The following is a 23,150-nucleotide window of genomic DNA, read 5'->3' on the forward strand; positions in this document are numbered from 1 at the left end:
CTGTCTCAGTCACGCACCGCAAGGTGCACTGAGGCGGCCCTGCTTAAAACCAAATAATTATGAGCGCAAGTCTTAATACTATTCCTGCCCACGCAATGACTATCGATAAAGAAAATAGTGAAAGCGGCATCTTCAGCAAATCGCTGATGGCCACCATGCGCAAGCAGCGTCTGCAGGATTTTTTATTTCATAAAGTAACGTTCATCTTCGCGCTGAGCGTTTTGTTCGTTTTGCTCGGCATCATTGCATCCCTCATGATAGGGGCATGGCCAGCGTTAAAAGAATTCGGTCTGCCATTCGTGACCAGCGTTGAGTGGGATCCAGTCAACGATCAATATGGCGCAGCAATTGCCATCGTCGGCACATTAGCTACTTCTCTCATCGCCCTGGCGATCGCTTTCCCGATCAGCTTCGGCATCGCTTTGTTCCTCACGGAAATCTGCCCGGCCTGGTTGAAACGACCATTGGGCACCGCAGTTGAGCTGCTGGCAGGTGTGCCAAGTATCATCTACGGTATGTGGGGTTTGTTTGTATTTGCGCCATTGTTCTCGGATTACATCCAGCCTGCGCTGGCTGCGACCCTGGGTCAATTACCGATTATCGGCAATTTGTTCAAAGGTCCGATGATGGGTATTGGTATTTTGGCGGCAGGCATCATCCTGGCAGTCATGATCATCCCGTTCATCGCTTCGGTCATGCGCGACGTTTTTGAAATCGTGCCGCCAGTCCTGAAAGAATCAGCCTACGCACTGGGCTGCACCAAATGGGAAGTGGTACGCAAAGTCGTATTGCCGTACACCCGCATCGGTGTAGTTGGTGGCGTGATGCTGGGGCTCGGACGGGCGCTGGGTGAAACCATGGCGATTACCTTCGTCATCGGTAACGCGCACAAATTATCGTGGTCACTGTTTGCAGCTGGTAACAGTATCGCATCGACGCTGGCAAATGAATTTGCTGAAGCGGAATCGGTATTGCACGTATCGTCGCTGTTTGCCCTCGGCCTGATTCTGTTCGTGATTACTTTCCTCGTCCTCTCGGCTGCGAAGCTGATGTTGATGGGCATGTCCCGCAAGGAGGGTGCTAAATGAAAACCGAAACCATGAATCCGGTTTATCGGAAACGCCTGTTTATCCATCGCGTTGGTATCGCCTTGTCCTTCATGGCGATGTTGCTGGGTCTGTTCTTCCTGATGTGGATTCTGTTCACTCTGGTGATCAAAGGCGTCGGCGCAATCAATCTCGCGATCTTCACGCAAACCACGCCTGCGCCTGGTAGTGAAGGTGGTGGTTTGATGAATGCCATCGTCGGCAGCTTGCTGATGGTCGGCGCCGCAGTCTTTATCAGCACACCGATCGGTATCCTGGCAGGTATTTATCTGGCGGAATACGGTGAAGTCAGCTGGTTTGCCAAAGTTACCCGTTTCGTGACCGACATCATGTTGTCTGCACCATCGATCGTGATTGGTTTATTTGTCTACGCAATCTACGTGGCGAACGTGAAGCACTTCTCCGGTTGGGCCGGCAGCTTTGCGATTTCCCTGATTGCGATTCCGGTCGTCGTACGTACTACCGACAATATGCTGAACCTGGTGCCAACCAGCCTGCGTGAAGCGGCATTTGCGCTGGGTGCACCGCGCTGGCGCGTTGCCACCTTCGTGCGTCTGCGTGCAGTCAAGGCTGGCGTCATTACCGGCGTTCTGCTGGCAGTCGCACGTATCTCGGGCGAAACAGCACCATTGTTATTTACTGCGTTGAACAACCAGTTCTACAGCGCCAACATGAATGCGCCTATGGCCAACTTGCCAGTGGTGATCTATCAGTTTGCGATGAGTCCTTACGACAACTGGCGTTCGCTGGCATGGGGCGGTGCATTGCTGATTACCTTCAGCGTACTGGCACTGAACATCCTGTCGCGTTCTTTGTTCAATCAAAAAATCCATAACTGAATTTAATCCAAGCGAACGCTATGACTACTCAAACGTCTGTGGACATGACCAATAAAAAGACCCTCGAAATTGCCAACCTGAATTTCTTCTACGGCTCCTTCCAGGGCCTGAAGAATATCAATCTCGATATTCACGATAAAAAGGTAACGGCATTCATCGGCCCGTCCGGCTGCGGCAAATCGACTTTGCTGCGCACCTTCAATCGCATGTATGACCTGTACCCGGGTCAACGTGCCGAAGGCAAGATCATGTACCACGGCAAAAATATCCTGGAACCAGGTCAGGACGTGAACATGTTGCGCGCCAAGGTCGGTATGGTGTTCCAGAAGCCGACTCCGTTCCCGATGTCGGTCTACGACAACATCGCTTTCGGTGTGCGTCTGTATGAAAACCTGCCGAAAGGCGAAATGGACGAGCGCGTCGAATGGGCCCTGAACAAGGCGGCGCTGTGGACCGAAGTCAAGGACAAGCTCAATAAGAGCGGCCTGAGCCTGTCCGGTGGTCAGCAACAACGTTTGTGTATCGCACGCGGCGTTGCAGTGAAGCCGGACGTATTGTTGCTGGATGAGCCTACTTCGGCGCTGGATCCGATCTCTACCGCAAAAATCGAAGAGCTGATCAGCGAACTGAAAGGCGACTACACCATCGCCATCGTGACGCACAACATGCAACAAGCAGCACGCTGCTCGGATTACACGGCTTATATGTACCTGGGTGAGTTGGTCGAATTCGGTGAAACCGATCAGATCTTCATGAACCCGAACAAGAAAGATACACAGGACTACATCACTGGTCGTTTCGGTTGATTGAACAAGAATAAGAACGTGCAGCGTGCTGTACACAAACATTTAACTGAATTTATTTAGGAGAAACCTGATGTCAGGCGAACACTCTTCCAAGCAATACGACATGGATCTGGAAACCATCCGTTCCAAAGTATTGTTGATGGGCGGCCTTGTTGAGAGCCAGTTCCACGATGCTGTGGCATGTTTTAGAAGCGGTAACATCGGCCAGGCCGAAACCGTGATCAAAGCGGATGAAAACGTCAATCACCTGGAAGTGTCGCTGGACGATGCATGCAGCCATCTGATCGTCAAACGCCAACCGGCGGCGAATGATCTGCGTACCGTGATGGCGACCATCAAGGTCATTACCGACCTCGAGCGCATAGGCGACGAAGCGACCAAAATCGCACGTGCAGCCAAAAACATTACCGAGCGTGGCGTCACCACCATCAATCACTACGAAACCATCCGTGTGATGGCAAGCAGCGCCAGCAACATGTTGCACGACGCACTGGATGCATTTGCGCGCCTAGATGGCAAGCAAGCGATCAAACTGATTGCGCAAGATGAAGCAGTGGACCACGAGTTCCGCTCCATTATGCGTACGCTGATTACTTTCATGATGGAAGACCCGCGCACGATTTCCAGCGCGCTGGATACCTTGTGGGTGGCAAAGGCGATTGAACGCATCGGTGACCACGCAAAAAATATTGCGGAATACGTGATCTACATTGTCGAAGGCAAGGATATTCGCCATACTGATTACGCTGCTACCCAATTGGACGAGCGCACCACTAACTAAGCGATTATGGCTGCTGAAAAACCTACTATTCTGATTGTTGAAGACGAACCGCCAATTATCGAGCTGGTGACATTTACCCTGAAAGGGGCCGGCTGGAACGTTGCTGCGGTTCAGAACGCAGGCGATGCCTGGGACTTCATCCAGCAACGCCTGCCGCAGCTGATCCTGCTCGACTGGATGCTGCCTGATCAAAGCGGTTTGCGTCTGTTATCGCGTATCCGCGCTGATCGCCAGTTCAATGAACTGCCTATCATCATGCTGACTGCAAAAAGCATGGAAGAAGACAAAATCGCCGGCCTCGACAATGGCGCCGATGATTACGTCACCAAGCCGTTTTCACCACGTGAACTGACGGCACGTATCAATGCACTGCTGCGTCGCAAGACGCCCGAGCATTCGCAGACACTCATGACCGCCGGGAATATCAGCCTGGATCCGGTCAGCTGCAGCGTCAGCATGAACGATGAAAAAATCGACATCGGCCATGCTGAATTCAAACTGTTGAAATTCTTCCTCGCGCATCCGGACCGCGTATTTTCGCGTAGCCAGCTGCTGGACAAGGTATGGGGCGATCACGTCGTGATCGAGGAGCGTACGGTGGACGTCCACGTGCTGCGTTTGCGTAAAGCCCTGAAAGACGCGGAACACTTGATCAAAACGGTGCGTAGTGTAGGCTATATGCTTTCTACGAAATAAGCCGACCAAGCTCTCTATGAATCCTCAGTTGTTGTTCTGGGTACCCGCAAGCCTGCGACTATCCATCATCTTGATATTCGCAGGGATAGTCGGGTACTTCTTCGGCTGGTCCATCGGGCTGGCCGTTGCATTAGTACTGATGATCGCCCTGATCGTCGTACAGCTCAATTACCTGTATTTGCTGAGCGCCTGGCTCGATCATCCGGATAGCGAAAAGCTGCCGGATGGCTGGGGCGCCTGGACCGATATCTTTTCACGCCTGTATCGCCTGCGTCGCGACGATGAACGCAATCGCGCCGAGCTGAGCGAATGGCTGGCGCGCTTCCGTCAGGCCATGAGCTTGCTGCCGGACGGCGTGGTCATCATGGACGACGTGCTCTTCCTCGAGTGGTGCAACCCGGCTGCGGAAAAACACCTGGGTCTGAACAATGGTCGTGACAAGGGCATGCGGGTCACCAATCTGATCCGTAATCCTGACTTCATCGATTACATCATTCTGGGACGGTACGAGCAGCCACTGACGCTGACGTTGAAGGATCGCAAGCTGATCGTACAGATCATCCCGTTTGAAAACCGTCGTCAGATCCTGGTCACGCATGACGCGACTGAATCCGATCGTATCGAAATGATGCGTAGAGACTTCATCGCCAATGCCTCGCATGAACTGCGCACGCCGTTGACAGTCATTAACGGCTTCCTCGAAATTGCACAGGGTCAGCCCAACCTTGATCCGGATGTGCGGATGTCGCACCTGAATCTGATGATCGAGCAGGGCAAGCGCATGCAAAACCTGGTTGAAGACATGCTGACGCTGACGCGGCTGGAGTCGATTGACTATCCACTGCGCCCGGAACACGTGAACATCGGCAACCTGTTACGGCAAATCCTGCGGGAAGCAGAAGCCTTGTCCGGTGGTCGTCACACCATCTCATTGACGGTGGAAGGTCCGGACATCCAGGGCAGCACCGACGAATTGCGCAGCGCCTTTGGCAACCTGGTCTCGAATGCGGTGCGTTATACGCCGGAAGGCGGTCGTATCGACATCAAATGGCAGGATGTCGGTAATGGACCACAGTTCTCCGTCAAAGACAGCGGCATAGGCATACGTGCTGAACACATTGTCCGCCTGACCGAGCGTTTCTACCGCGTCGACAAGAGCCGTTCCCGTGAAACCCAGGGTACCGGACTGGGGCTGGCTATCGTTAAACACGTGCTGCTCAGGCACGGTGCGGTGCTGGCGATTGAGTCGCAGCCGGAGATGGGGAGTACCTTCATCGTCAAATTTGACAATAGCGTGGTCGAAAACGACGCACTGCACCTGCTCAAAAGCCAATAAAATTGATAGACAGGCAATTTCATGATTGTCTGTCTATTTAAATGTATCTTTTAAATAGTTGCTTTTGATTAATTATTTTGCAATGCGGTAAAAATGGCTTATCAATCGACTAAAATACGGCAAGCGTATATTTAGTATGACTGAAAGTTATTTAGATGCTTCTTCCCATCATTCTCTCCGGTGGCGCCGGTTCGCGTTTGTGGCCGGTTTCCCGTGAAGCCTTGCCCAAGCCGTTTATCGCCTTGCCAGACGGCGAGACCTTGCTGCAGAAGACACTCAAACGTGCGCTGGCCTTGCCTGGCGTAGAGCACATCCTGACGGTCACGAATCGTGATTACTACTTCCTCACACGCGACGAATACGAATCCAATGCGGATGACGCCGTAGCTGGTCGCGTCGTGCATGACTATTTGCTGGAGCCACTTGGTCGCAATACGGCCCCCGCGATTGCGGCGGCTGCCTTGCATGCATCGCGCAAATACGGTGATGAGGTGGTTTTGCTGGTGCTGCCCGCAGACCATCTGATCAAGGATCAACAGTCCTTTGCGCAGGCCGTGGCACATGCGCAGGCGCTGGCTGTGCAAGGACATCTTGTGACTTTCGGTATACAGCCGACGGCGCCTGAAACCGGTTATGGCTATATAGAGAGTGGTGCTGCGTTGGCAGGGTCGGCTGGCAATAAAGTTGCCCGTTTTGTCGAGAAGCCGGATCTGGCGACTGCGAAGGATTACCTTGCTTCCGGGCGCTTTACCTGGAATTCCGGCATGTTTTGCTTTACTGCGGGAGCTATGCTGGCCGCGCTCCGGCTATGTGCTCCTGAAGTATTGGCGGCAGTAGAGCAAACCTTTGTTGCGACTGCCTTTGACAAGGATCCGGTGGTGCTGGACGCTGCGAGTTTTGCTCAGGCTCCGGATATTTCCATCGATTATGCTGTGATGGAGCGGGCCGACAAGGTCGCGGTTGTGCCGGTCAGTTTTGACTGGAGCGATATCGGTTCATGGTCTGCCCTGGCTGAACTGGTTGCGCCGGACGCGCGGGGTAATCGCGCCAGTTGTGACGCCGTATTACTGGATGCCGATAACTGCTTTATCCAGAGCGATACCCGTATGGTCGCCGCAATCGGTGTTGATGATCTCCTGGTGGTGGATACGCCGGATGCCTTGCTGATTGCCCATAATTCCCGGGCGCAGGATGTTAAATCCGTAGTGGCGCAGCTGAAACTGTTATCGCATGCGACGGTGCATCATCATCGCAAGACCCATCGCCCCTGGGGCACATATACAGTGCTGGAAGAGGGGGAAGGCTTTAAACTCAAGCGTATCGTAGTTAAACCGGGGGCCAGCCTGTCATTGCAAATGCATCACCATCGCAGTGAACATTGGGTGGTGGTATCGGGTACAGCCAAGGTCATTAATGGCGAGCGTGAAATTCTTGTCCAGCGTAATGAATCCACGTATATTCCTGCCGGTACCGCACATCGGCTGACGAATCCCGGTGTTGTGGATTGCGTCATGATAGAAGTACAAACCGGCGATTATCTGGGCGAGGACGATATTGTCCGCCTGGAAGATCGCTACGGTCGTGTTTAACCCATAGTAGAAAATAACCATGCGTAAAGTTGCATTGATTACAGGTGTTACCGGTCAGGATGGAGCCTATCTTGCCGAATTTTTGTTGAACAAGGGATATGAGGTGCATGGCATCAAGCGCCGTACTTCCTTGTTTAATACAGATCGTATCGATCACCTGTATCAGGATCCGCATGAGAAGGATAGACGTTTCATCCTGCATCATGGCGACATGACGGACTCATCCAGCCTGATACGCATCATCAAGCAAACACAACCAGATGAAATTTATAACCTGGCGGCGCAAAGCCATGTAGCCGTCAGTTTTGAAGAGCCTGAATACACTGCCAATTCGGACGCGCTAGGCACCTTGCGCGTGCTGGAAGCCATCCGGATTCTGGGTCTGGAAAAGAAATCGCGTTTTTACCAGGCTTCGACTTCTGAACTATATGGTTTGGTACAGGAAACACCGCAAAAAGAAACTACACCGTTTTATCCGCGTAGCCCTTATGCAGTGGCCAAGCTGTATGCGTACTGGATTACCGTCAACTACCGCGAAGCCTACGGTATGTATGCATGTAACGGCATACTTTTTAACCATGAGTCGCCGAATCGTGGCGAGACCTTTGTTACGCGCAAAATCACCCGTGCGCTCGCGCGCATCAAGCTGGGGCTGCAAGATTGCCTCTTCTTGGGGAATATGGATGCGAAGCGTGACTGGGGGCATGCACGTGATTACGTCGAAATGCAGTGGTTGATGCTGCAGCAGGAACAGCCAGAAGACTTTGTGATCGCTACCGGTGTGCAATACAGCGTGCGCGACTTTGTCGATGCAGCAGCGAAAGAGCTCGGTATCACCATCACCTGGAAAGGTGAGGGCGTAGATGAAAAGGGCTATGACCAGGATGGTCGTTGCATCGTCTCTGTCGATCCACGTTATTTCCGCCCGACTGAAGTTGAAAGCCTGCTGGGTGACGCTTCCAAAGCCAAGGCGCTGCTGGGCTGGACGCCGAAAACCACATTTGACGAGCTGGTCGCCGAGATGGTCCGCGAAGATTTGAAGAGCGCGGAAAGAGACGAGTTGGTCAAGAAACATGGCTACCAAACCATGGATTACCGCGAGTAAGCGACTGTTAGTATGAATCTCGATAGCAAAATTTATGTGGCCGGCCATCGCGGCCTGGTTGGATCTGCATTGATGCGCGGACTGCATGCGCGCGGATATCGTAATCTGCTGGCCCGTACGCATGCCGAACTGGATTTAACGAATCAGGCTGCCGTGCAGGCGTTTTTTGCCGCGGAGAAACCGGAGTATGTGTTGCTGGCTGCTGCCAAAGTGGGTGGCATACACGCGAACAATATCTATCCTGCAGAATTCATACATCAGAATCTCGCTATCCAGACGAATGTCATCCATGAAGCATGGCGTAACGATGTAAAGCGACTATTGTTTCTCGGTTCTTCGTGTATTTATCCGAAGGATTGCCCGCAGCCGATCAAGGAAGAGTATTTGCTGACCGGTGAACTGGAACCGACGAACCGTCCCTACGCGCTGGCAAAAATCGCCGGACTGGAAATGTGCTGGTCTTACAACCGCCAATACGGCTCGCGCTACATCACGGTGATGCCGACCAATTTGTACGGTCCTAACGACAATTTTGACTTGAATACCTCACATGTGCTGCCTGCCCTCATCCGCAAAATGCATGAAGCCAAGGTGGCTAATGCGGATGAAGTCGTGGTGTGGGGCACGGGCACGCCTATGCGTGAATTTTTATATAGCGATGACATGGCGAATGCCTGTCTGCACCTTTTGGAGCAACCGGAAGGACAACTGGAAAGTCTGTTCAGCGATGTGCATCCTCCGCTGGTCAATGTCGGTTGCGGCACTGACCTGACCATACGAGAGCTGGCCGAGCTGATTCGTCAAATAGTCGGGTTTTCCGGCAAGCTGGTTTTCGATACCACCAAACCTGACGGCACCATGCGCAAGCTACTTGATGTTAACAAAATGACGCAACTGGGCTGGCAAGCCAGCACTAGTATGCGAGATGGAATAACGATGGCGTATCAAACGTATTTGAAGGGTGGTGTATGAACATCACTGTGATTGGATCAGGTTATGTAGGCCTGGTATCCGGCGCTTGCCTGGCTGATCTGGGCAACAACGTCATTTGCCTCGATGTAGATCCGAAAAAGATCGAGATGCTACAGGCTGGTCGCGTGCCTATCTATGAGCCGGGTCTGGACGAGGTGATCGCACGCAATGTGGCGGCAGGCCGCTTGCGATTTACCACTGATGTGGCCGGGAGCGTCGCACATGGTTTGATCCAAATGATTGCGGTGGGAACGCCTTCAGGTGAAGATGGTTCTGCTGACTTGCAGTACGTAGTTGCTGCGGCGCGCGCGATCGGACGTGTCATGACCGAGTACAAGGTTATCGTTGATAAATCCACCGTACCGGTAGGCACAGCAGACAAGGTCCGTGCTGCTGTGCAGGAAGAACTGGATAAGCGTGGCGTCAAGATCGATTTCAGCGTTGTCTCCAATCCGGAATTTTTGAAGGAAGGGGCGGCCATTGACGACTTTAATCGCCCTGATCGCATTGTTATCGGCGCTGACGACCCGCAAGCAATTGAACATATGCGCAAGATGTATGCTCCGTTCCAGCGTAATCACGATCGTTTGATCGTGATGGACGTCAGGTCGGCTGAGCTGACCAAGTACGCCGCCAATGCGATGTTGGCAACACGCATCTCATTTATGAATGAGCTGGCTAATCTGGCAGAAAAAGTGGGTGCCGATATAGAGCACGTGCGTAAAGGTATAGGTTCGGATCAGCGCATTGGCTACCACTTCCTGTATTCAGGGTGCGGCTATGGCGGTTCATGCTTCCCGAAAGACATCAGTGCCTTGCAACGTACTGGTGAAGAGTATGGTTTGCCGATGCAAGTGCTGGATGCAGTGGAACGTGTTAATGACGCGCAGAAATCAGTGCTGTTGCAGAAAGTTGATAAGCACTTTGGTGGTGATGTAAAAGGTAAACATTTCGCGCTGTGGGGCCTGGCGTTTAAACCGGGTACAGATGACATGCGCGAGGCTACCAGTCGTGTTGTGCTTGAAGGTTTGTGGCAAAGAGGCGCTACGGTTACAGCCTATGATCCGGTTGCGATAGAAGAAACCAGGCATATCTATGGCGAACGCGCAGATTTGCAATATGCGGCTAATCCGCTGGAAGCACTGAAAAATGCGGATGCATTGATCATCGTAACGGAATGGAAGGCTTTCAAAAGCCCGGATTTTGCGGTGATTAAAGAGACGTTGAAACAGCCTGTTATATTTGATGGGCGTAATCTTTATGAGCCGGCTTCGGTAGATGCTTTGGGCTTGATTTACTACGGCATAGGCCGTGGCCGCCATCAGTCAGTGCAAGCTTGAGTATCCAGATGTCATCGAACAGCAAATTTTCGACCTTCCATAAAATATGGAGTTTGTTCACATCCGCAGAGCGGCGTCAGGCAATTGCATTGCTTGTGCTGATGTTTATTTGCATGTTATTGGAAACACTGGGCGTTAGTTTGATTGTTCCAGCGGTGGCTTTACTTACTGAAGGCAATATTGCGACTAATTATCCCGCGACTAAGCCTTTTCTGGAGTCGCTCGGCAACCCAACACAGCAACAACTAGTCGTGGGAGGCATGCTGTCCCTGGTCTTTATTTATCTGATCAAGGGAGTGCTTTTGGCGATACTTGCATGGCAACAAAACCGTTTTGCTTTCGATTTGCAGGTGCGTTTATCGCAACGCCTCTTTTCAATCTATCTAAGTCAGCCTTACACCTTTCATTTGCAGAGAAATTCTGCGCAGTTGATACGCAATGTCTCCAGTGAGGTGAATATGCTCACGACTTATGGAGTCTTGCCGGCACTTATTTTGTTTAGCGAAACGCTGATAATGCTAGGTCTATGCAGTCTGCTTTTGTTAGTCGAACCGTTAGGTGCAGTGATTGCCGTGGGTGTACTGGGTATGGCTGCATGGGGATTTCATCGATTCACGCGCAGGCATATCAGTCGTTGGGGAGATGCCAGACAGTTGCACGATGGCTTGCGTATGCAGCATTTGATGCAGGGGCTAGGAGGAGTCAAAGACGTTAAGTTGTTGGGACGTGAGACAGAATTCTTGCAAAAATATGAATTGCATAATGTGCAAGGCGCACGAGTAGCGCAAAGACAAGCGACTCTGCAATTGCTGCCGCGTTTGTGGTTAGAGGTTCTGGCTGTAGCCGGATTGGCAATATTGGTGATTAGTATGTTGGCGCAAGGAAGGGCGTTGGATGTGGTGCTCCCCACTTTGGGGATGTTTGCTGCAGCCGCTTTCAGGCTAATGCCTTCCGTTAATCGTATTTTGGCTTCTATTCAGTCTTTGCGATATGGACTCTCTAGTATTGAAACGGCGTATTCCGAAATTAAATTGGGCGCTCCTGAAGTGCGGAGCGTAGAGACTGGGGCGCGTTTTGCTAAAAATATAGAGCTAAATCACATAAGTTATTCTTATGAAAGCGCCGCAAAACCTGCCATTAACAATGTCTGCCTGAAAATTAATCGAGGAGAGTCGATAGGTTTTATTGGGACGAGCGGTGCAGGTAAGAGCACTCTGGTGGACATCATATTGGGCTTGATTAAACCAAGCTCTGGTAGTGTTGATGTGGACGGTAAAGATATCCAATATGGTTTGCGTAACTGGCAAGACCAAATCGGTTATGTTCCCCAGGCTATTTTTCTGACTGATGACACTTTAAGACGAAATGTCGCATTTGGGGTTGCTGACGAAGAGATCGATGAGCAGGCGGTAGTAGACGCGATCAAGGATGCCCAATTGGAGCCGTTTATTGAGAGTTTGCCCGAGGGCTTAGCGACTATGGTTGGTGAGCGCGGAGTGAGACTGTCTGGTGGGCAGCGACAGCGTATTGGTATTGCGCGAGCGCTCTATCACAAGCCTTCGGTATTGGTGCTTGATGAGGCGACTAGCGCGTTGGATACCCCCACTGAATCTGAAGTCATGCGTGCAGTTCGTGCATTGAAAGATAAAACTGTATTAATAGTCGCACATCGTTTGTCGACTGTGGGTCATTGTGACAGGTTGTATCGACTTGACGGTGGCGAAGTTATCGCCGCCGGTGTTCCTGAGCAAATGGGGGTGGGGTTGACCAATGATCAAATTGGCAGTCCACCTTAAACATAGAAGAACAGGTGATTCAATTATGACTATTCCTTATGGTCGTCAAACCATATCCGAGGCCGATGTGCAGGCTGTTGCAGATGTTTTACGGTCAGATTTTTTGACCCAAGGTCCTGTAGTTCCTGCATTTGAAAGTGCAATTGCGAACTACTGTGGGGCGAGACATGCTCTTGCGGTTAATAGTGCTACATCAGCGCTACATATCGCGTGTCTGGCCTTGAAAGTTGGTATAGGGGATGTGGTTTGGACGACCCCAATTACTTTTGTGGCGAGCGCAAATTGCGCAGTATATTGCGGCGCAGATGTTGATTTCGTGGATATAGATCCTGCCACATACAATATGAGCGTTGAGCGACTGGAAGAAAAGTTGATTCAGGCCGAAGTGGCTGGAAAGTTACCGAAAGTAGTTATTCCGGTTCACCTTTGTGGCCAGCCATGTGAAATGGAGGCTATCCATGCATTGTCACAAAAGTATGGTTTTAGCATCATAGAGGATGCCTCGCACGCCATAGGCGGACGTTATAAGGGCGAACCGATCGGGAATTGCAGGTATAGCGACATTACAGTCTTTAGTTTTCATCCCGTAAAAATTATTACGACTGGTGAGGGTGGCATGGTTTTGACCAACGATGTTAAGTTGGCGAGCCATATGGAGCGTTTACGTAGTCATGGTATTACACGTGACCCCAGTCAAATGACTAAAACGCCGGATGGTCCTTGGTATTACCAGCAAATTGAGCTGGGTTTTAACTATCGAATGACCGATATACAAGCCGCCTTGGGGCTAAGTCAATTGAAAAACCTGGATAAATTTGTCGCCAGACGCCATGTATTGGCGGATTCTTACAATGAATTGTTAAAAGACTGTGCGGTGACAACACCTTGGCAGCATAAAGATGGTTATTCAGGTTTACATCTGTATGTCATTCGGTTGCATCTAGATCCGATAAAGGTAAGGCATCGTGAGGTATTCGAGCGTTTACGTGTCGCTGGTATCGGTGTAAATCTTCACTACATACCAGTGTATAGGCAGCCATTCTATGAGCGACGGGGCTACAACCCTGACGACTTCCCCGCTGCTGAAAAATACTATAGCGAAGCAATCAGCCTGCCGATGTATCCAGAGCTCACTGAGTCACAGCAGAAGGAAATTGTGCATCGTTTGATTACTCCAATAGGACACCAGACCTTGTTTTGATAGAAGAGAGCTGTTCGATCGTTTTGCGGACTTTATTGTTTGACTTGGTTAAATATGAAAATTGCAGTCATACCTGCGCGCGGGGGAAGTAAGCGAATTCCACGAAAGAATATCAAAAACTTTTGCGGGAAGCCGATGATTGCATGGTCTATTGAAGCGGCAAAAAAATCAGGCGTATTCGATCACATACTAGTGTCTACTGACGACGAAGAAATACGAGATATCGCATGTGGTTTGGGAGTGCAGGTTCCTTTTTTAAGGCCTCCTCACTTGTCTGACGATCATGCTGGAACAACTGAAGTAATCGGACACGCAACACAGTGGGCGTTAGATCAAAACTGGCCAATCACGGCAGTTTGCTGTATTTATGCCGCGTCGCCGTTCATACAGGGTGATGATATCAAACGCGGTCTGGAAATTTTGGAAGCTGGCGATTGGTCTTATGTGTTTCCTGCTGCTGATTTTTCAGCGCCAATTTTTCGTTCATTTTCGCAGCAAAAAAATGGCGGTGTGGAGATGTTTTTTCCAGATCTTTTTCTGACGCGCTCACAAGATTTACCGAAAGCATTGCACGATACAGGACAATTTTATTGGGGACGTCCCTCTGCCTGGTTAGAAGGGGCACGTATTTTTGATAAGCATTCATTTCCGCTTTTGCTGCCCCGATGGCGGGTTCAGGATATTGATGATCAAGAGGATTGGATTAGAGCGGAGTTAATTGCTAAGCATATCTTGGAATTAAATAATGAAGATGGAATTCAATAGTCAACAGGATGAATTCTGGAGACCATGCACGCGTAAGATTGCATAGAAAAGTCGGAAATTTGATTACTCTTTCAATGCCGAAACGTGGAAAGTGATTTTGGAAAATAGTGAAGCGTTTGGTTGTGCAATTTTGGGTGGTGATTTCAAAAAAAGTATTCCTTGACTTGGTATTTGGCATGGTTTTCTGAGTCACATTTATGCAAACCAATTAGCCCAATACATAAAAAGAAAGAAAATTGTTGATTGCTCAAAAATACCTGATAACCGGTGGGTATTCTTATTTTGCTTGAGTCTAAATGAGTCAAAGAAAAAATTATTCAAACTTGATTTTGACAAATGAATGCTGCGAAATTGAAGTTTAAAACTAATGGAATAAGGTTTTTCGAGTAGCTATATCTATGACGTAGCAGGATTTGACGATGTAACTTGGTGGCCGTTTGAAAAACTATAAAGAAAAAATTGCTTTTCGAGTTGACGCATCAAATTTGATCGGTACCGGTCATTTAATGCGGTGTATTACGTTGGCTGACGGCTTAAAGCAAAAAGGGAGGAGAACTCGTTTTGTAAGTCGCAATTTGCCAGACTATTTGTGCTCAATGCTCAAAGAGAAAAAACATGAAGTTGCGCAACTTCCTTCATCAGTATCAAATATTGCATCTGACGACTTAAAACACTCTTCTTGGCTTGAGTGTGAGCAAGAGCAAGATGCTGTTGATACTGCTAACGCGTTGGGAGGTGAGACGTGGGATTGGATAGTTGTTGATCATTATGCACTTGATCATAGATGGGAATCAATGCTGCGTCACGTCGCAAAAAAAGTAATGGTAATAGATGATCTTGCGGATAGGCGGCATGATTGTGATGTATTGCTTGACCAAAATCTTTATGTGGATATGCAAGGACGATATGCGGGAAAAGTGAGCGCGAACTGCAAGCTCTTATTGGGACCACAATATGCCTTGCTTCGCAACGAATTTGGCGTTCTGCATAAAGTAGTGAAGCCACGTATTGGCGATGTTAAGAGGATATTGGTATTTTTTGGTGGTGTGGACGCGGATAACTACACGGGACATGCAATTGAAGCTCTATCTCGCCTCGCGATAGATAAATTTCATATAGATATAGTAATTGGCGCTCAACACCCATGCCGAGAGCGAATTATTGAGCTCTGTTCTGCTTACAATTTTCGTTGTCATGTTCAGACAAATCAGTTGGCCGAACTAATGGCTGCTGCTGATTTATCCATTGGAGCGGGCGGTGTTGCATCGTGGGAGCGTTGCTGCGTAGGCTTGCCCAGTATTGTTTTCTGTTTGGCTGAAAATCAGCGCGAATTGATTGAAGACGCTGCTCAGCTGGGTTTGATATATGCCCCTGAAGTAGGCGAAGATCTTACGTATGCGATAGAAACACATACACTTGCGCTAGTCGAAAATTCTAATCTAAGAAATTTCATGTCCAGAAATGGCATGGATGTAGTTGTCGGACAAGGCTTATCAATGGTTTTGATGTCATTAGCCATAGTGGACATTGAGATTAAGGAAGCGACTTTGGCTGATTCAGAAAATTTGTTCTGCTGGAGAAATCATCCGGAGATTCGTAAGTTTTCGCGCGATAACAGTGTTCTTGATTGGAGCGACCACCAGCGATGGTTTTTCGCAGTGTTAGAAGACCCACAAAGAGTATTGTTGATTGGTCGTGCGCCAGATGGGGCTCCTATCGGTGTGGTTAGATTTGATATGCAGAACAATGAGGCAGAGATTTCTATTTATCTCGTCCCAGATAAATTGACAAGCGGGTTGGGGAGGTCTTTGTTATTAAGTGCTGAGCAATGGCTTGCAAAAAGCTATCCAAATATTAGCCAAATTAAAGCCTATATATTGAACAAAAACAAACGTTCTTCGATGCTGTTTTCAAGATCCGATTATCAGATTGAGTCCACTCTTTATTCGAAAAGCTTGCATAGTAATGATTAATTCTATATCTATTTCTGGAAGATTAATTGGGCAGCAATATGCTCCCTTTGTGATTGCTGAAATGTCTGGTAATCACAATCAATCTCTGGAACGAGCATTGCAAATTGTTGACGCGGCGGCGGAGACGGGAGCGCATGCGATCAAGATTCAAACGTATACTCCAGATACGATGACTTTGGATTTAGATGAACGGGAATTTCATATAAGTGACCCTAATAGTCTTTGGACGGGGACTTCACTTTACAAGCTCTACGGCGAGGCTTATACGCCTTGGGAGTGGCATAAGCCAATTTTTGATCGGGCACGAGAGTTGGGTCTTATTGCCTTTAGTTCGCCTTTCGATGCAACGGCAGTAGATTTTTTGGAGACTCTAAATGTGCCATGTTACAAAATAGCATCTTTTGAAAATACTGACATTCCATTAATTCGAAAAGTCGCTGCTACCGGGAAGCCACTGATAATTTCAACCGGAATGGCCAATATAGCTGAGCTTGGAGAAAGTGTTGCTGCTGCGCGAGAAGCCGGTTGCAAAGATTTGATATTGCTTAAATGTACCAGCACTTATCCGGCAACTGCGGCTAATACGAACATACTCACAATTCCTAATATGCGTGATTTGTTTCAGTGCCAGGTTGGTCTTTCAGATCATACGATGGGAGTGGGTGTTTCGGTTGCTAGCGTGGCGCTAGGAGCTACTGTAATAGAAAAACATTTCACTTTAGATCGTTCCGAGGGAGGGGTGGATAGTACTTTTTCAATGGAGCCATCTGAAATGAAACAGATAGTAGAGGAATCGGAGCGAGCTTGGCAGGCTTTAGGTGTTATAAGTTACGGCCCTACGGCTGCCGAAAAGAAATCAATTCAATTTCGACGGTCGCTCTATGTAGTAACAGATATGGCAATGGGGCAGGTTATAACACATGAAAACGTGCGTGCAATTCGGCCTGGCTTGGGCATGGCTCCTAAATATTTAGAGTATATCTTGGGGAAAAAAGTGAATCAGGATATTAAGCGGGGAACGGCTTTTGATTGGTCCCTATTGGGCTAGCTCCAAGAGAAAAATGGAAAATATGAGTTTAGATACCAGTGAAATTTTAAAATCCAATGCAAACAGCCTGCGCAATCTAATTGTAGGGATGCGCTCCGCTTTTGCGCGTGGTGAAAATGTAATGGAGTATGCGCGTACATGTTTGGGGCAAGATTCTAATACGTCCGTTGCAACCTTAATTGCCTATGATTTGCAGGCCGGTTCGTATGTACGTAACGCATTAGAAAATCCTGGCGGGCGCGATTTATGGTGTTCACAACTGGCGGAGATATTGAATCCACTCGTTGTCGAAGGGAGCTCCCTTCTTGAGGTTGGTTGTGGTGAGGCTACTACCCTGGCGGGCATTTTGCAGAAACTGACTCACACTCCGAATGCCTTAGGGTTTGATATTAGTTGGTCTCGTTGCAACTACGGTCTTCAATGGTTATCGCAAAAGAATGTGTCCGCTAATTTGTTTGTCGCAGATCTATTTGATATCCCTTTGGCCGACCAGAGTGTAGACGTTGTTTATACCTCGCATTCTCTTGAGCCAAATGGTGGTCGAGAGGAGGACGCTATAGCTGAATTGTTGAGGGTGGCACGACGGGCTGTGGTACTGATAGAGCCTGCATATGAGTTGAGTGATGAGATTGCTCGTGAGCGTATGCGGGCTCATGGTTACGTTCGAAATCTGAGGCAAGTGGCTGAAAAATTGGAAGGCGAAGTAAGCGAATATAGATTGCTTGATTATTCTATTAATCCAAAAAATCCTAGTGGATTGTTATTGCTTAAAAAAAAGAACGCTCACTCAACTGAGCTCGCGCCGGTTTCGAATATCCAATGGAAATGTCCATTAACGTCTTCGCCAATGACACAAGGAACTTCCGGATTTTATTCGGCCGAGACTGGAATTGTTTATCCTGTTCTTTCCGGTATTCCATTGTTGCGCGCAGAACATGCAGTGGTAGCGTCTGCATTTGAACAAAATCATTCTCTCTGATGAAATATTGCACTGTTTGTTTGCAGCCGGATACGCGGCCTAATACTCACTTTAACAGTGGGGGTGTGTGTCCTGCATGTGACTATTATCAGCATTCACGATCTATTGATTGGCAAGAGCGATATGAAATATTGCGTGATCTTACCAAGACAATTAAACGAAAATCGGGTCAATATTTTGACTGCATAATTGGCGTAAGTGGGGGTAAAGATAGTACACGGCAGGCACTATGGGTGCGTGACAACCTTGGACTGAAGCCATTATTGGTTTGTCTAAGCCATCCCCCGCAGCAAGTGTCTCAGTTGGGAGTTGATAACATCTCAAATTTAATCAATCACGGTTTTGATGTCGTGTTGACGACGCCTGCGCCGGAGACTTGGCGTAGGCTGATGAGGGATAGTTTTTTTAAATTTACTAATTGGGCTCGTTCTACGGAGTTGGCATTATTTAGTTCAGTTCCGCAGTTGGCCATTAAATATAATATTCCCCTTATTTTTTGGGGTGAAAATCCGGCATTACAAGTAGGTGATCTCAAGACAATGGGAAATACCGGCTATGACGGCAATAATTTGCGCTATTCAAACACCCTTAGCTCCGGTCATGCATGGATGCTAGATGCAGGGTATGACGCCAATTCTATCCTCCCATATATTTATCCTGATATAGAAGCATTTGATAGTTCGAAAATTCAAATAGTATTTTTAGGTTGGTTTTTGGGAGATTGGGGGCTCCTGGAGAATGCTTCTTATGCATGCCCAGTTGGCTTGCATATCAGAGAAGAGGCACCTGAGCTAACCGGTGATTTATATGGGCTGAGCAATTTGGATGAAGATTGGCACAATATGAATCAAATGATCAAATACTTGAAATTTGGTTTCGGCAAGATCACCGAGTACGTGAATGAGGAGCTGCGCTCAGGGGCAATGGATAGAGCGACTGCAACAGATTTGGTCGAGCGGTACGATGGAAATTGTTCAGAAGCATATATTGATAGTTTTTGTGAGTTTATACAAATTACTAAGCAAGATTTTTGGGCCCATGTGAAGGAGTCTATGAACAAGGAATTATTTGAAATAGATGCAATGGGTAATATTCGTCGTAAATTCCAAGTTGGCGTGGGGTTATGAGTACTACTGTGGGAATAGTTGACTATGGTATGGGTAACCATGCCTCTGTCGAACATACGCTTCGAGATTTGGGATTCCGCGTACGCATTAGCGCGGATGCCGCGGTACTGAATGAGACCGACGTATTGCTGCTGCCTGGGGTCGGTGCTTTCCCAAGCGCGATGAAGGCATTGCATGAGCGTGGTCTCGTTAGTTATTTACAGGAGAAAGCGCGGTCCCAGTCCAAGATTATCGGTATTTGCTTGGGAATGCAGCTATTGGCCAGTGCGTCTTATGAGCACCGATACACCACCGGTTTGGATTTGATTCCGGGTGATGTGATGCCACTTCCTGATGCTAAATGGCATATCGGATGGAATACGATCGAATGTGTAAAAACATCGCCTTTATTGCAAGCGAGTGATGGTCATCCTTTTTACTTTAATCATTCCTATGTTTATCGTGGGCCAGACGAATACCAGATTGGTATCGCGCGAAACCCTCAGCCGATCACAGCGATTATTCGACGTGGCAATGTAATTGGATTGCAATTTCATCCAGAAAAAAGCCAAGCGGCGGGTAAAGAATTGTTGAGAAATATCATTACTGGATTGATCCATGCTTAAGAAGCGTTTAATTGGAGTGGTGACTGTCAAAAATGGCTGGGCGGTACAGTCATTTGGCTATAAACGATATCTCCCTTTGGGTAAGCCGGAATGCTTGATTGAAAACCTGGATCGATGGGGCGCTGATGAAATTCTTGTTCAAGTTATTGATCGCTCCATTGACAAGCTAGGACCAGATTTTAGTTTGTTGGAAAAAATTGGGCGTTTAGGATTGGAAACACCATTGATATACAGTGGTGGAATCCGTTCTGCAAACGATGGGGTTGCTGCTGTTCAACTCGGTGCTGATCGCCTAGTGTTAGATGCTCTTTTGCATGATGATCATGAATGTATTGCGGAACTGTCCCATAAACTTGGTGCTCAAGCACTCGTCGCTGCGCTCCCTCTTTCTCTATTAAATGGAGAGTTGAGGTGGCTGGATTATCGTACTCATACATCGAGTGCTATTTCGGACAAAGTATTGAATTTACTCCAAACTGGAGTCGTTTCAGAAATTCTAATTGTTGATTGGCTCAACGAGGGGGGCTGCGGTGTTTTTAATACTGCTCTTCTTGATACTTTCCCATCCCAACAATTGCCATTGATTGCTTTTGGAGGAATTGCGGGGCCGACGCATATTGAGTCTATTTTGGAAAGGGCCAGCACAATGGCAATTGCTATTGGTAACTCGTTGAGTTATCGCGAGCATGCTATTCAGAAGTGTAAAGAAGCACTGTTAGGTATGCCACTTCGTTCCCCTCATTACGAATCAAAGTATCCATTATTAGCCCATGCATAAAAATAATTTTTGTAAGCGCTGCCTATACGGCACGGCTCACCCATTGGGTTTAATTCTTGACGAAGAGGGGATTTGTTCAGGCTGTCGTATTCATGAAGAGAAGGATAAGCTTGATTGGGGCGCGCGATGGGAAAAACTGCGCAGCCTAGTCCAACCTTATCGAAATACAGATGGTAAGAATTACGATTGCATCGTGCCTGTTTCCGGGGCTCATGATTCATACTATATCGTGCATTTGATCAAGAAGGAACTTGGCCTTAATCCATTGCTGGTGACTTATAACAAATATTTTAATACACCTCTAGGGATCAGGAATCTTGCGAATTTACGCATCCAATTTAACTGCGACATCCTTTACCAAAACATCAATCCAATATCGGTGAAGAACATCACCCGTACGACTTTGCGTCGTTTGGGCAGTATTTATTGGCCTGTATTGGCTGGGCAGACTGTATTCCCGGTGCAAACTGCTGTTCGATACAAAATTCCACTCATTATATGGGGCGCTCACCAAGGACTGGAACAAGTGGGAATGTTTTCCCATGAGCATGAAGTTGAGATGACAAGGCGATATCGCAAAGATCATGACTTGATGGGGCACGAGGCGGACGATCTGTTATCAATTTTTGATACTCTAAAAGAAGAGGATATCTGGCAATACCGATATCCGGACGATCAAGAGTTAAATGCAGTGGGGGTGAGAGGGATCTATTTGGGCAATTACGTTCGTTGGGACCCTAAAGCTCAGCATGAAAAAATGGTGACAGAGTATGGGTATCAGACTGCTAGTTTTTCTAGAACCTTTGACGCATACGATTTTGTAGACTGTTTTAACTACATGGATTTACATGATCAACTGAAGTTGTATAAGCACGGTTACTCCAAAGTGACTGATCATGCTTCCCGTGAAATTCGTTTTGGAAGACTTACACGGCAAGAAGGACATGCATTAGTTACGAAGTATGAGCAGCGTACTTTGAAATATTCTGAGCAATTTTGCGATTGGTTGGGGATCGCTCCTCGTTCATTGCAATTTATGCTGGATATGCATCGTAATCCGGATTGCTGGGAACAGATCGAGCCGGATAAGTGGATATTTAAAGGCTGGAGTGTGCAAAGAGCTGAAGGTTTGTCTTCGGAGGTGAGACCATCGGACTTGTTTCAAGTTAATAGTAGTCTTGAAATGGATAGGGCGGCCTCCTATATCACCATCGGAAAAGGTTGGCCGTGAAACAGCGTGATGAGGACGCTATGGCGAATGATTTCGCTGGTGGTATGACTGACGAACAATTGGAAAAGGCTTGTAAGGTTGATGCGACGGGTATCGCAACCTGGCGTAACTGGACAACTGAAGTCTACAGTTTCGGTAAATGTTTTCGTTATTTGTCGAAGTATCCTCGGATATTTCCTTTGTACTGCCAAGCGGATCATGGGGTTGGATTGGAATCCCTGTTGCAGGTGCATGAGCTGAATGAGTCTGAGCGTATACACTTCACATGGAATCCAGTTAAGGCGGAGCGATTTAAAGATTCGACTCATCCTCAGGTCGTGCGGATACCTCATCCTTGGATAGGGTACCGGAAGGGTCTAAACATAAAGCGGAAAGATCAACCTTCTGGAACGATCGTTTTTTTTACACATCTCGCACCCGGATTGGTTTGGGAAGGGCATGATTCTGACGAGTACTTTTCAAGTTTACGTAATTTGCCAGAAAAGTTCCAACCGGTAGTTCTTTGTTTGCATATGCACGATATTAATGCCGGGCACCATAAGGAACTAAGACGTCATGGCTTTCCGTTAGTTACCGCAGGGAATTCGTCTTCCACAATGTTTGTAGATCGATTTTATAATTTAATCAAAAATTACTCTTACGCGACCTCCCAGGATTGGGGGTCTCAGGTTGCGTACTGCGTAGAATTGGGAGTTCCCTATTTTTTTATGGGATCTATTCCCAAGCTTATAAATTTATCTCATCCGGGGCAAGTAATTGGTGAGGTGCCACGATATCAAGATGAAAAGCATGAACACCTAGTGTTACAAGCAGAGCGCTTATTTCGCTCGCCGGTTGACCAAGTCACACTTGAACAAGCTACATTTGTTCGCTCTATGCTGGGACTGGATTCTAAATTGAATCAGGCTGACATCTCAAAAATTCTCTGGGGAGAATTTTACGCACACTGGAGAAATTGGCCCCAAATGCTGAAGCCAATAGCGAGTCATCTCTTAAGGAAAATGGGACTATTAGAGATGGTCAGGAAAGTTTTAAAAAAATCATAAGGTGTTGTTTGAGCCAGATTCAAATTGGGAA

Annotated in this window: 21 protein-coding genes; all 21 read left to right on the forward strand. The window is 48.0% G+C overall.

Annotated features, from left to right (window positions below; genetic code table 11):
• The first annotated feature begins 95 nt into the window (after positions 1-95).
• Positions 96-1,088 carry a phosphate ABC transporter permease subunit PstC gene (pstC, locus tag DBR37_RS06990; RefSeq protein ID WP_199739085.1) on the forward strand — a complete coding sequence of 331 codons (993 nt, stop codon included), beginning with the start codon at positions 96-98 and terminating at the stop codon, positions 1,086-1,088.
• Positions 1,085-1,945: a phosphate ABC transporter permease PstA gene (gene pstA, locus DBR37_RS06995; RefSeq protein WP_124573734.1), complete on the forward strand. Its 861-nt coding sequence runs from the start codon at positions 1,085-1,087 to the stop codon at positions 1,943-1,945. The genes pstC and pstA overlap by 4 nt, the downstream gene beginning before the upstream one ends.
• 20 nt (positions 1,946-1,965) lie before the next feature.
• Positions 1,966-2,751 carry a phosphate ABC transporter ATP-binding protein PstB gene (pstB, locus tag DBR37_RS07000; protein WP_076590879.1) on the forward strand — a complete coding sequence of 262 codons (786 nt, stop codon included), beginning with the start codon at positions 1,966-1,968 and terminating at the stop codon, positions 2,749-2,751.
• Between the two features lie 70 nt (positions 2,752-2,821).
• Positions 2,822-3,532, forward strand: coding sequence for a phosphate signaling complex protein PhoU (phoU, locus tag DBR37_RS07005; RefSeq protein ID WP_124573735.1), 711 nt, complete (start codon positions 2,822-2,824; stop codon positions 3,530-3,532).
• 6 nt (positions 3,533-3,538) lie between these two features.
• Complete coding sequence (gene phoB / locus DBR37_RS07010) at positions 3,539-4,228, forward strand: phosphate regulon transcriptional regulator PhoB (protein WP_012080139.1); 690 nt, start codon at positions 3,539-3,541, stop codon at positions 4,226-4,228.
• Positions 4,229-4,244: 16 nt separating this feature from the next.
• On the forward strand, positions 4,245-5,564 hold the full coding sequence (gene phoR / locus DBR37_RS07015; RefSeq protein WP_124573736.1) for a phosphate regulon sensor histidine kinase PhoR: 1,320 nt from the start codon (positions 4,245-4,247) through the stop codon (positions 5,562-5,564).
• A gap of 155 nt (positions 5,565-5,719) precedes the next feature.
• The gene (locus DBR37_RS07020; RefSeq protein WP_124573737.1) at positions 5,720-7,153 is read left to right on the forward strand and encodes a mannose-1-phosphate guanylyltransferase/mannose-6-phosphate isomerase; all 1,434 of its coding nucleotides are present in this window, start codon (positions 5,720-5,722) and stop codon (positions 7,151-7,153) included.
• 19 nt (positions 7,154-7,172) lie between these two features.
• On the forward strand, positions 7,173-8,258 hold the full coding sequence (gene gmd, locus DBR37_RS07025; protein WP_124573738.1) for a GDP-mannose 4,6-dehydratase: 1,086 nt from the start codon (positions 7,173-7,175) through the stop codon (positions 8,256-8,258).
• A gap of 12 nt (positions 8,259-8,270) precedes the next feature.
• The gene (locus DBR37_RS07030) at positions 8,271-9,230 is read left to right on the forward strand and encodes a GDP-L-fucose synthase (RefSeq protein ID WP_124573739.1); all 960 of its coding nucleotides are present in this window, start codon (positions 8,271-8,273) and stop codon (positions 9,228-9,230) included.
• Positions 9,227-10,570 carry a UDP-glucose/GDP-mannose dehydrogenase family protein gene (locus tag DBR37_RS07035; RefSeq protein ID WP_124573740.1) on the forward strand — a complete coding sequence of 448 codons (1,344 nt, stop codon included), beginning with the start codon at positions 9,227-9,229 and terminating at the stop codon, positions 10,568-10,570. The genes DBR37_RS07030 and DBR37_RS07035 overlap by 4 nt, the downstream gene beginning before the upstream one ends.
• 8 nt (positions 10,571-10,578) lie before the next feature.
• Positions 10,579-12,366, forward strand: coding sequence for an ABC transporter ATP-binding protein (locus tag DBR37_RS07040; protein ID WP_199739058.1), 1,788 nt, complete (start codon positions 10,579-10,581; stop codon positions 12,364-12,366).
• A 25-nt stretch (positions 12,367-12,391) separates the two neighbouring features.
• Complete coding sequence (pseC, locus tag DBR37_RS07045; RefSeq protein WP_199739059.1) at positions 12,392-13,567, forward strand: UDP-4-amino-4,6-dideoxy-N-acetyl-beta-L-altrosamine transaminase; 1,176 nt, start codon at positions 12,392-12,394, stop codon at positions 13,565-13,567.
• Between the two features lie 54 nt (positions 13,568-13,621).
• Complete coding sequence (gene pseF / locus DBR37_RS07050; protein WP_124573741.1) at positions 13,622-14,332, forward strand: pseudaminic acid cytidylyltransferase; 711 nt, start codon at positions 13,622-13,624, stop codon at positions 14,330-14,332.
• Positions 14,333-14,769: 437 nt separating this feature from the next.
• Positions 14,770-16,305, forward strand: coding sequence for a UDP-2,4-diacetamido-2,4,6-trideoxy-beta-L-altropyranose hydrolase (gene pseG, locus DBR37_RS07055; protein ID WP_124573742.1), 1,536 nt, complete (start codon positions 14,770-14,772; stop codon positions 16,303-16,305).
• Positions 16,298-17,353 (forward strand): pseudaminic acid synthase, encoded by a 1,056-nt coding sequence (gene pseI, locus DBR37_RS07060; protein WP_124573743.1) that lies wholly within the window; start codon positions 16,298-16,300, stop codon positions 17,351-17,353. The genes pseG and pseI overlap by 8 nt, the downstream gene beginning before the upstream one ends.
• Positions 17,354-17,375: 22 nt before the next feature.
• A complete protein-coding gene (locus DBR37_RS07065; protein WP_124573744.1) occupies positions 17,376-18,332 on the forward strand; it encodes a bifunctional 2-polyprenyl-6-hydroxyphenol methylase/3-demethylubiquinol 3-O-methyltransferase UbiG in 957 nt (318 codons plus the stop codon).
• The gene (locus DBR37_RS07070) at positions 18,332-19,459 is read left to right on the forward strand and encodes an N-acetyl sugar amidotransferase (protein WP_124573745.1); all 1,128 of its coding nucleotides are present in this window, start codon (positions 18,332-18,334) and stop codon (positions 19,457-19,459) included. The genes DBR37_RS07065 and DBR37_RS07070 overlap by 1 nt, the downstream gene beginning before the upstream one ends.
• Positions 19,456-20,064 carry an imidazole glycerol phosphate synthase subunit HisH gene (gene hisH / locus DBR37_RS07075; RefSeq protein ID WP_124573746.1) on the forward strand — a complete coding sequence of 203 codons (609 nt, stop codon included), beginning with the start codon at positions 19,456-19,458 and terminating at the stop codon, positions 20,062-20,064. The genes DBR37_RS07070 and hisH overlap by 4 nt, the downstream gene beginning before the upstream one ends.
• Complete coding sequence (locus DBR37_RS07080) at positions 20,057-20,842, forward strand: HisA/HisF-related TIM barrel protein (protein ID WP_124573747.1); 786 nt, start codon at positions 20,057-20,059, stop codon at positions 20,840-20,842. The genes hisH and DBR37_RS07080 overlap by 8 nt, the downstream gene beginning before the upstream one ends.
• Positions 20,835-22,073, forward strand: coding sequence for an N-acetyl sugar amidotransferase (locus DBR37_RS07085; protein ID WP_124573748.1), 1,239 nt, complete (start codon positions 20,835-20,837; stop codon positions 22,071-22,073). Before DBR37_RS07080 ends, DBR37_RS07085 begins: the two co-directional genes overlap by 8 nt.
• Complete coding sequence (locus DBR37_RS07090) at positions 22,070-23,119, forward strand: hypothetical protein (protein ID WP_124573749.1); 1,050 nt, start codon at positions 22,070-22,072, stop codon at positions 23,117-23,119. Before DBR37_RS07085 ends, DBR37_RS07090 begins: the two co-directional genes overlap by 4 nt.
• The last annotated feature ends 31 nt before the right edge of the window (positions 23,120-23,150 follow it).

It is taken from the genome of Herminiimonas sp. KBW02 (assembly GCF_003852535.1).
In the GTDB taxonomy this organism is placed as follows: domain Bacteria; phylum Pseudomonadota; class Gammaproteobacteria; order Burkholderiales; family Burkholderiaceae_D; genus Oxalicibacterium.

Excerpts from the sequence above, each read along its gene's own strand:
- pstC (WP_199739085.1), top strand. The coding sequence starts at position 96 with ATGACTATCGATAAAGAAAATAGTGAAAGCGGCATCTTCAGCAAATCG.
- pstA (WP_124573734.1), top strand. The coding sequence starts at position 1,085 with ATGAAAACCGAAACCATGAATCCGGTTTATCGGAAACGCCTGTTTATC.
- pstB (WP_076590879.1), top strand. The coding sequence starts at position 1,966 with ATGACTACTCAAACGTCTGTGGACATGACCAATAAAAAGACCCTCGAA.
- phoU (WP_124573735.1), top strand. The coding sequence starts at position 2,822 with ATGTCAGGCGAACACTCTTCCAAGCAATACGACATGGATCTGGAAACC.
- phoB (WP_012080139.1), top strand. The coding sequence starts at position 3,539 with ATGGCTGCTGAAAAACCTACTATTCTGATTGTTGAAGACGAACCGCCA.
- phoR (WP_124573736.1), top strand. The coding sequence starts at position 4,245 with ATGAATCCTCAGTTGTTGTTCTGGGTACCCGCAAGCCTGCGACTATCC.
- DBR37_RS07020 (WP_124573737.1), top strand. The coding sequence starts at position 5,720 with ATGCTTCTTCCCATCATTCTCTCCGGTGGCGCCGGTTCGCGTTTGTGG.
- gmd (WP_124573738.1), top strand. The coding sequence starts at position 7,173 with ATGCGTAAAGTTGCATTGATTACAGGTGTTACCGGTCAGGATGGAGCC.
- DBR37_RS07030 (WP_124573739.1), top strand. The coding sequence starts at position 8,271 with ATGAATCTCGATAGCAAAATTTATGTGGCCGGCCATCGCGGCCTGGTT.
- DBR37_RS07035 (WP_124573740.1), top strand. The coding sequence starts at position 9,227 with ATGAACATCACTGTGATTGGATCAGGTTATGTAGGCCTGGTATCCGGC.
- DBR37_RS07040 (WP_199739058.1), top strand. The coding sequence starts at position 10,579 with ATGTCATCGAACAGCAAATTTTCGACCTTCCATAAAATATGGAGTTTG.
- pseC (WP_199739059.1), top strand. The coding sequence starts at position 12,392 with ATGACTATTCCTTATGGTCGTCAAACCATATCCGAGGCCGATGTGCAG.
- pseF (WP_124573741.1), top strand. The coding sequence starts at position 13,622 with ATGAAAATTGCAGTCATACCTGCGCGCGGGGGAAGTAAGCGAATTCCA.
- pseI (WP_124573743.1), top strand. The coding sequence starts at position 16,298 with ATGATTAATTCTATATCTATTTCTGGAAGATTAATTGGGCAGCAATAT.
- DBR37_RS07065 (WP_124573744.1), top strand. The coding sequence starts at position 17,376 with ATGAGTTTAGATACCAGTGAAATTTTAAAATCCAATGCAAACAGCCTG.
- DBR37_RS07070 (WP_124573745.1), top strand. The coding sequence starts at position 18,332 with ATGAAATATTGCACTGTTTGTTTGCAGCCGGATACGCGGCCTAATACT.
- hisH (WP_124573746.1), top strand. The coding sequence starts at position 19,456 with ATGAGTACTACTGTGGGAATAGTTGACTATGGTATGGGTAACCATGCC.
- DBR37_RS07080 (WP_124573747.1), top strand. The coding sequence starts at position 20,057 with ATGCTTAAGAAGCGTTTAATTGGAGTGGTGACTGTCAAAAATGGCTGG.
- DBR37_RS07085 (WP_124573748.1), top strand. The coding sequence starts at position 20,835 with ATGCATAAAAATAATTTTTGTAAGCGCTGCCTATACGGCACGGCTCAC.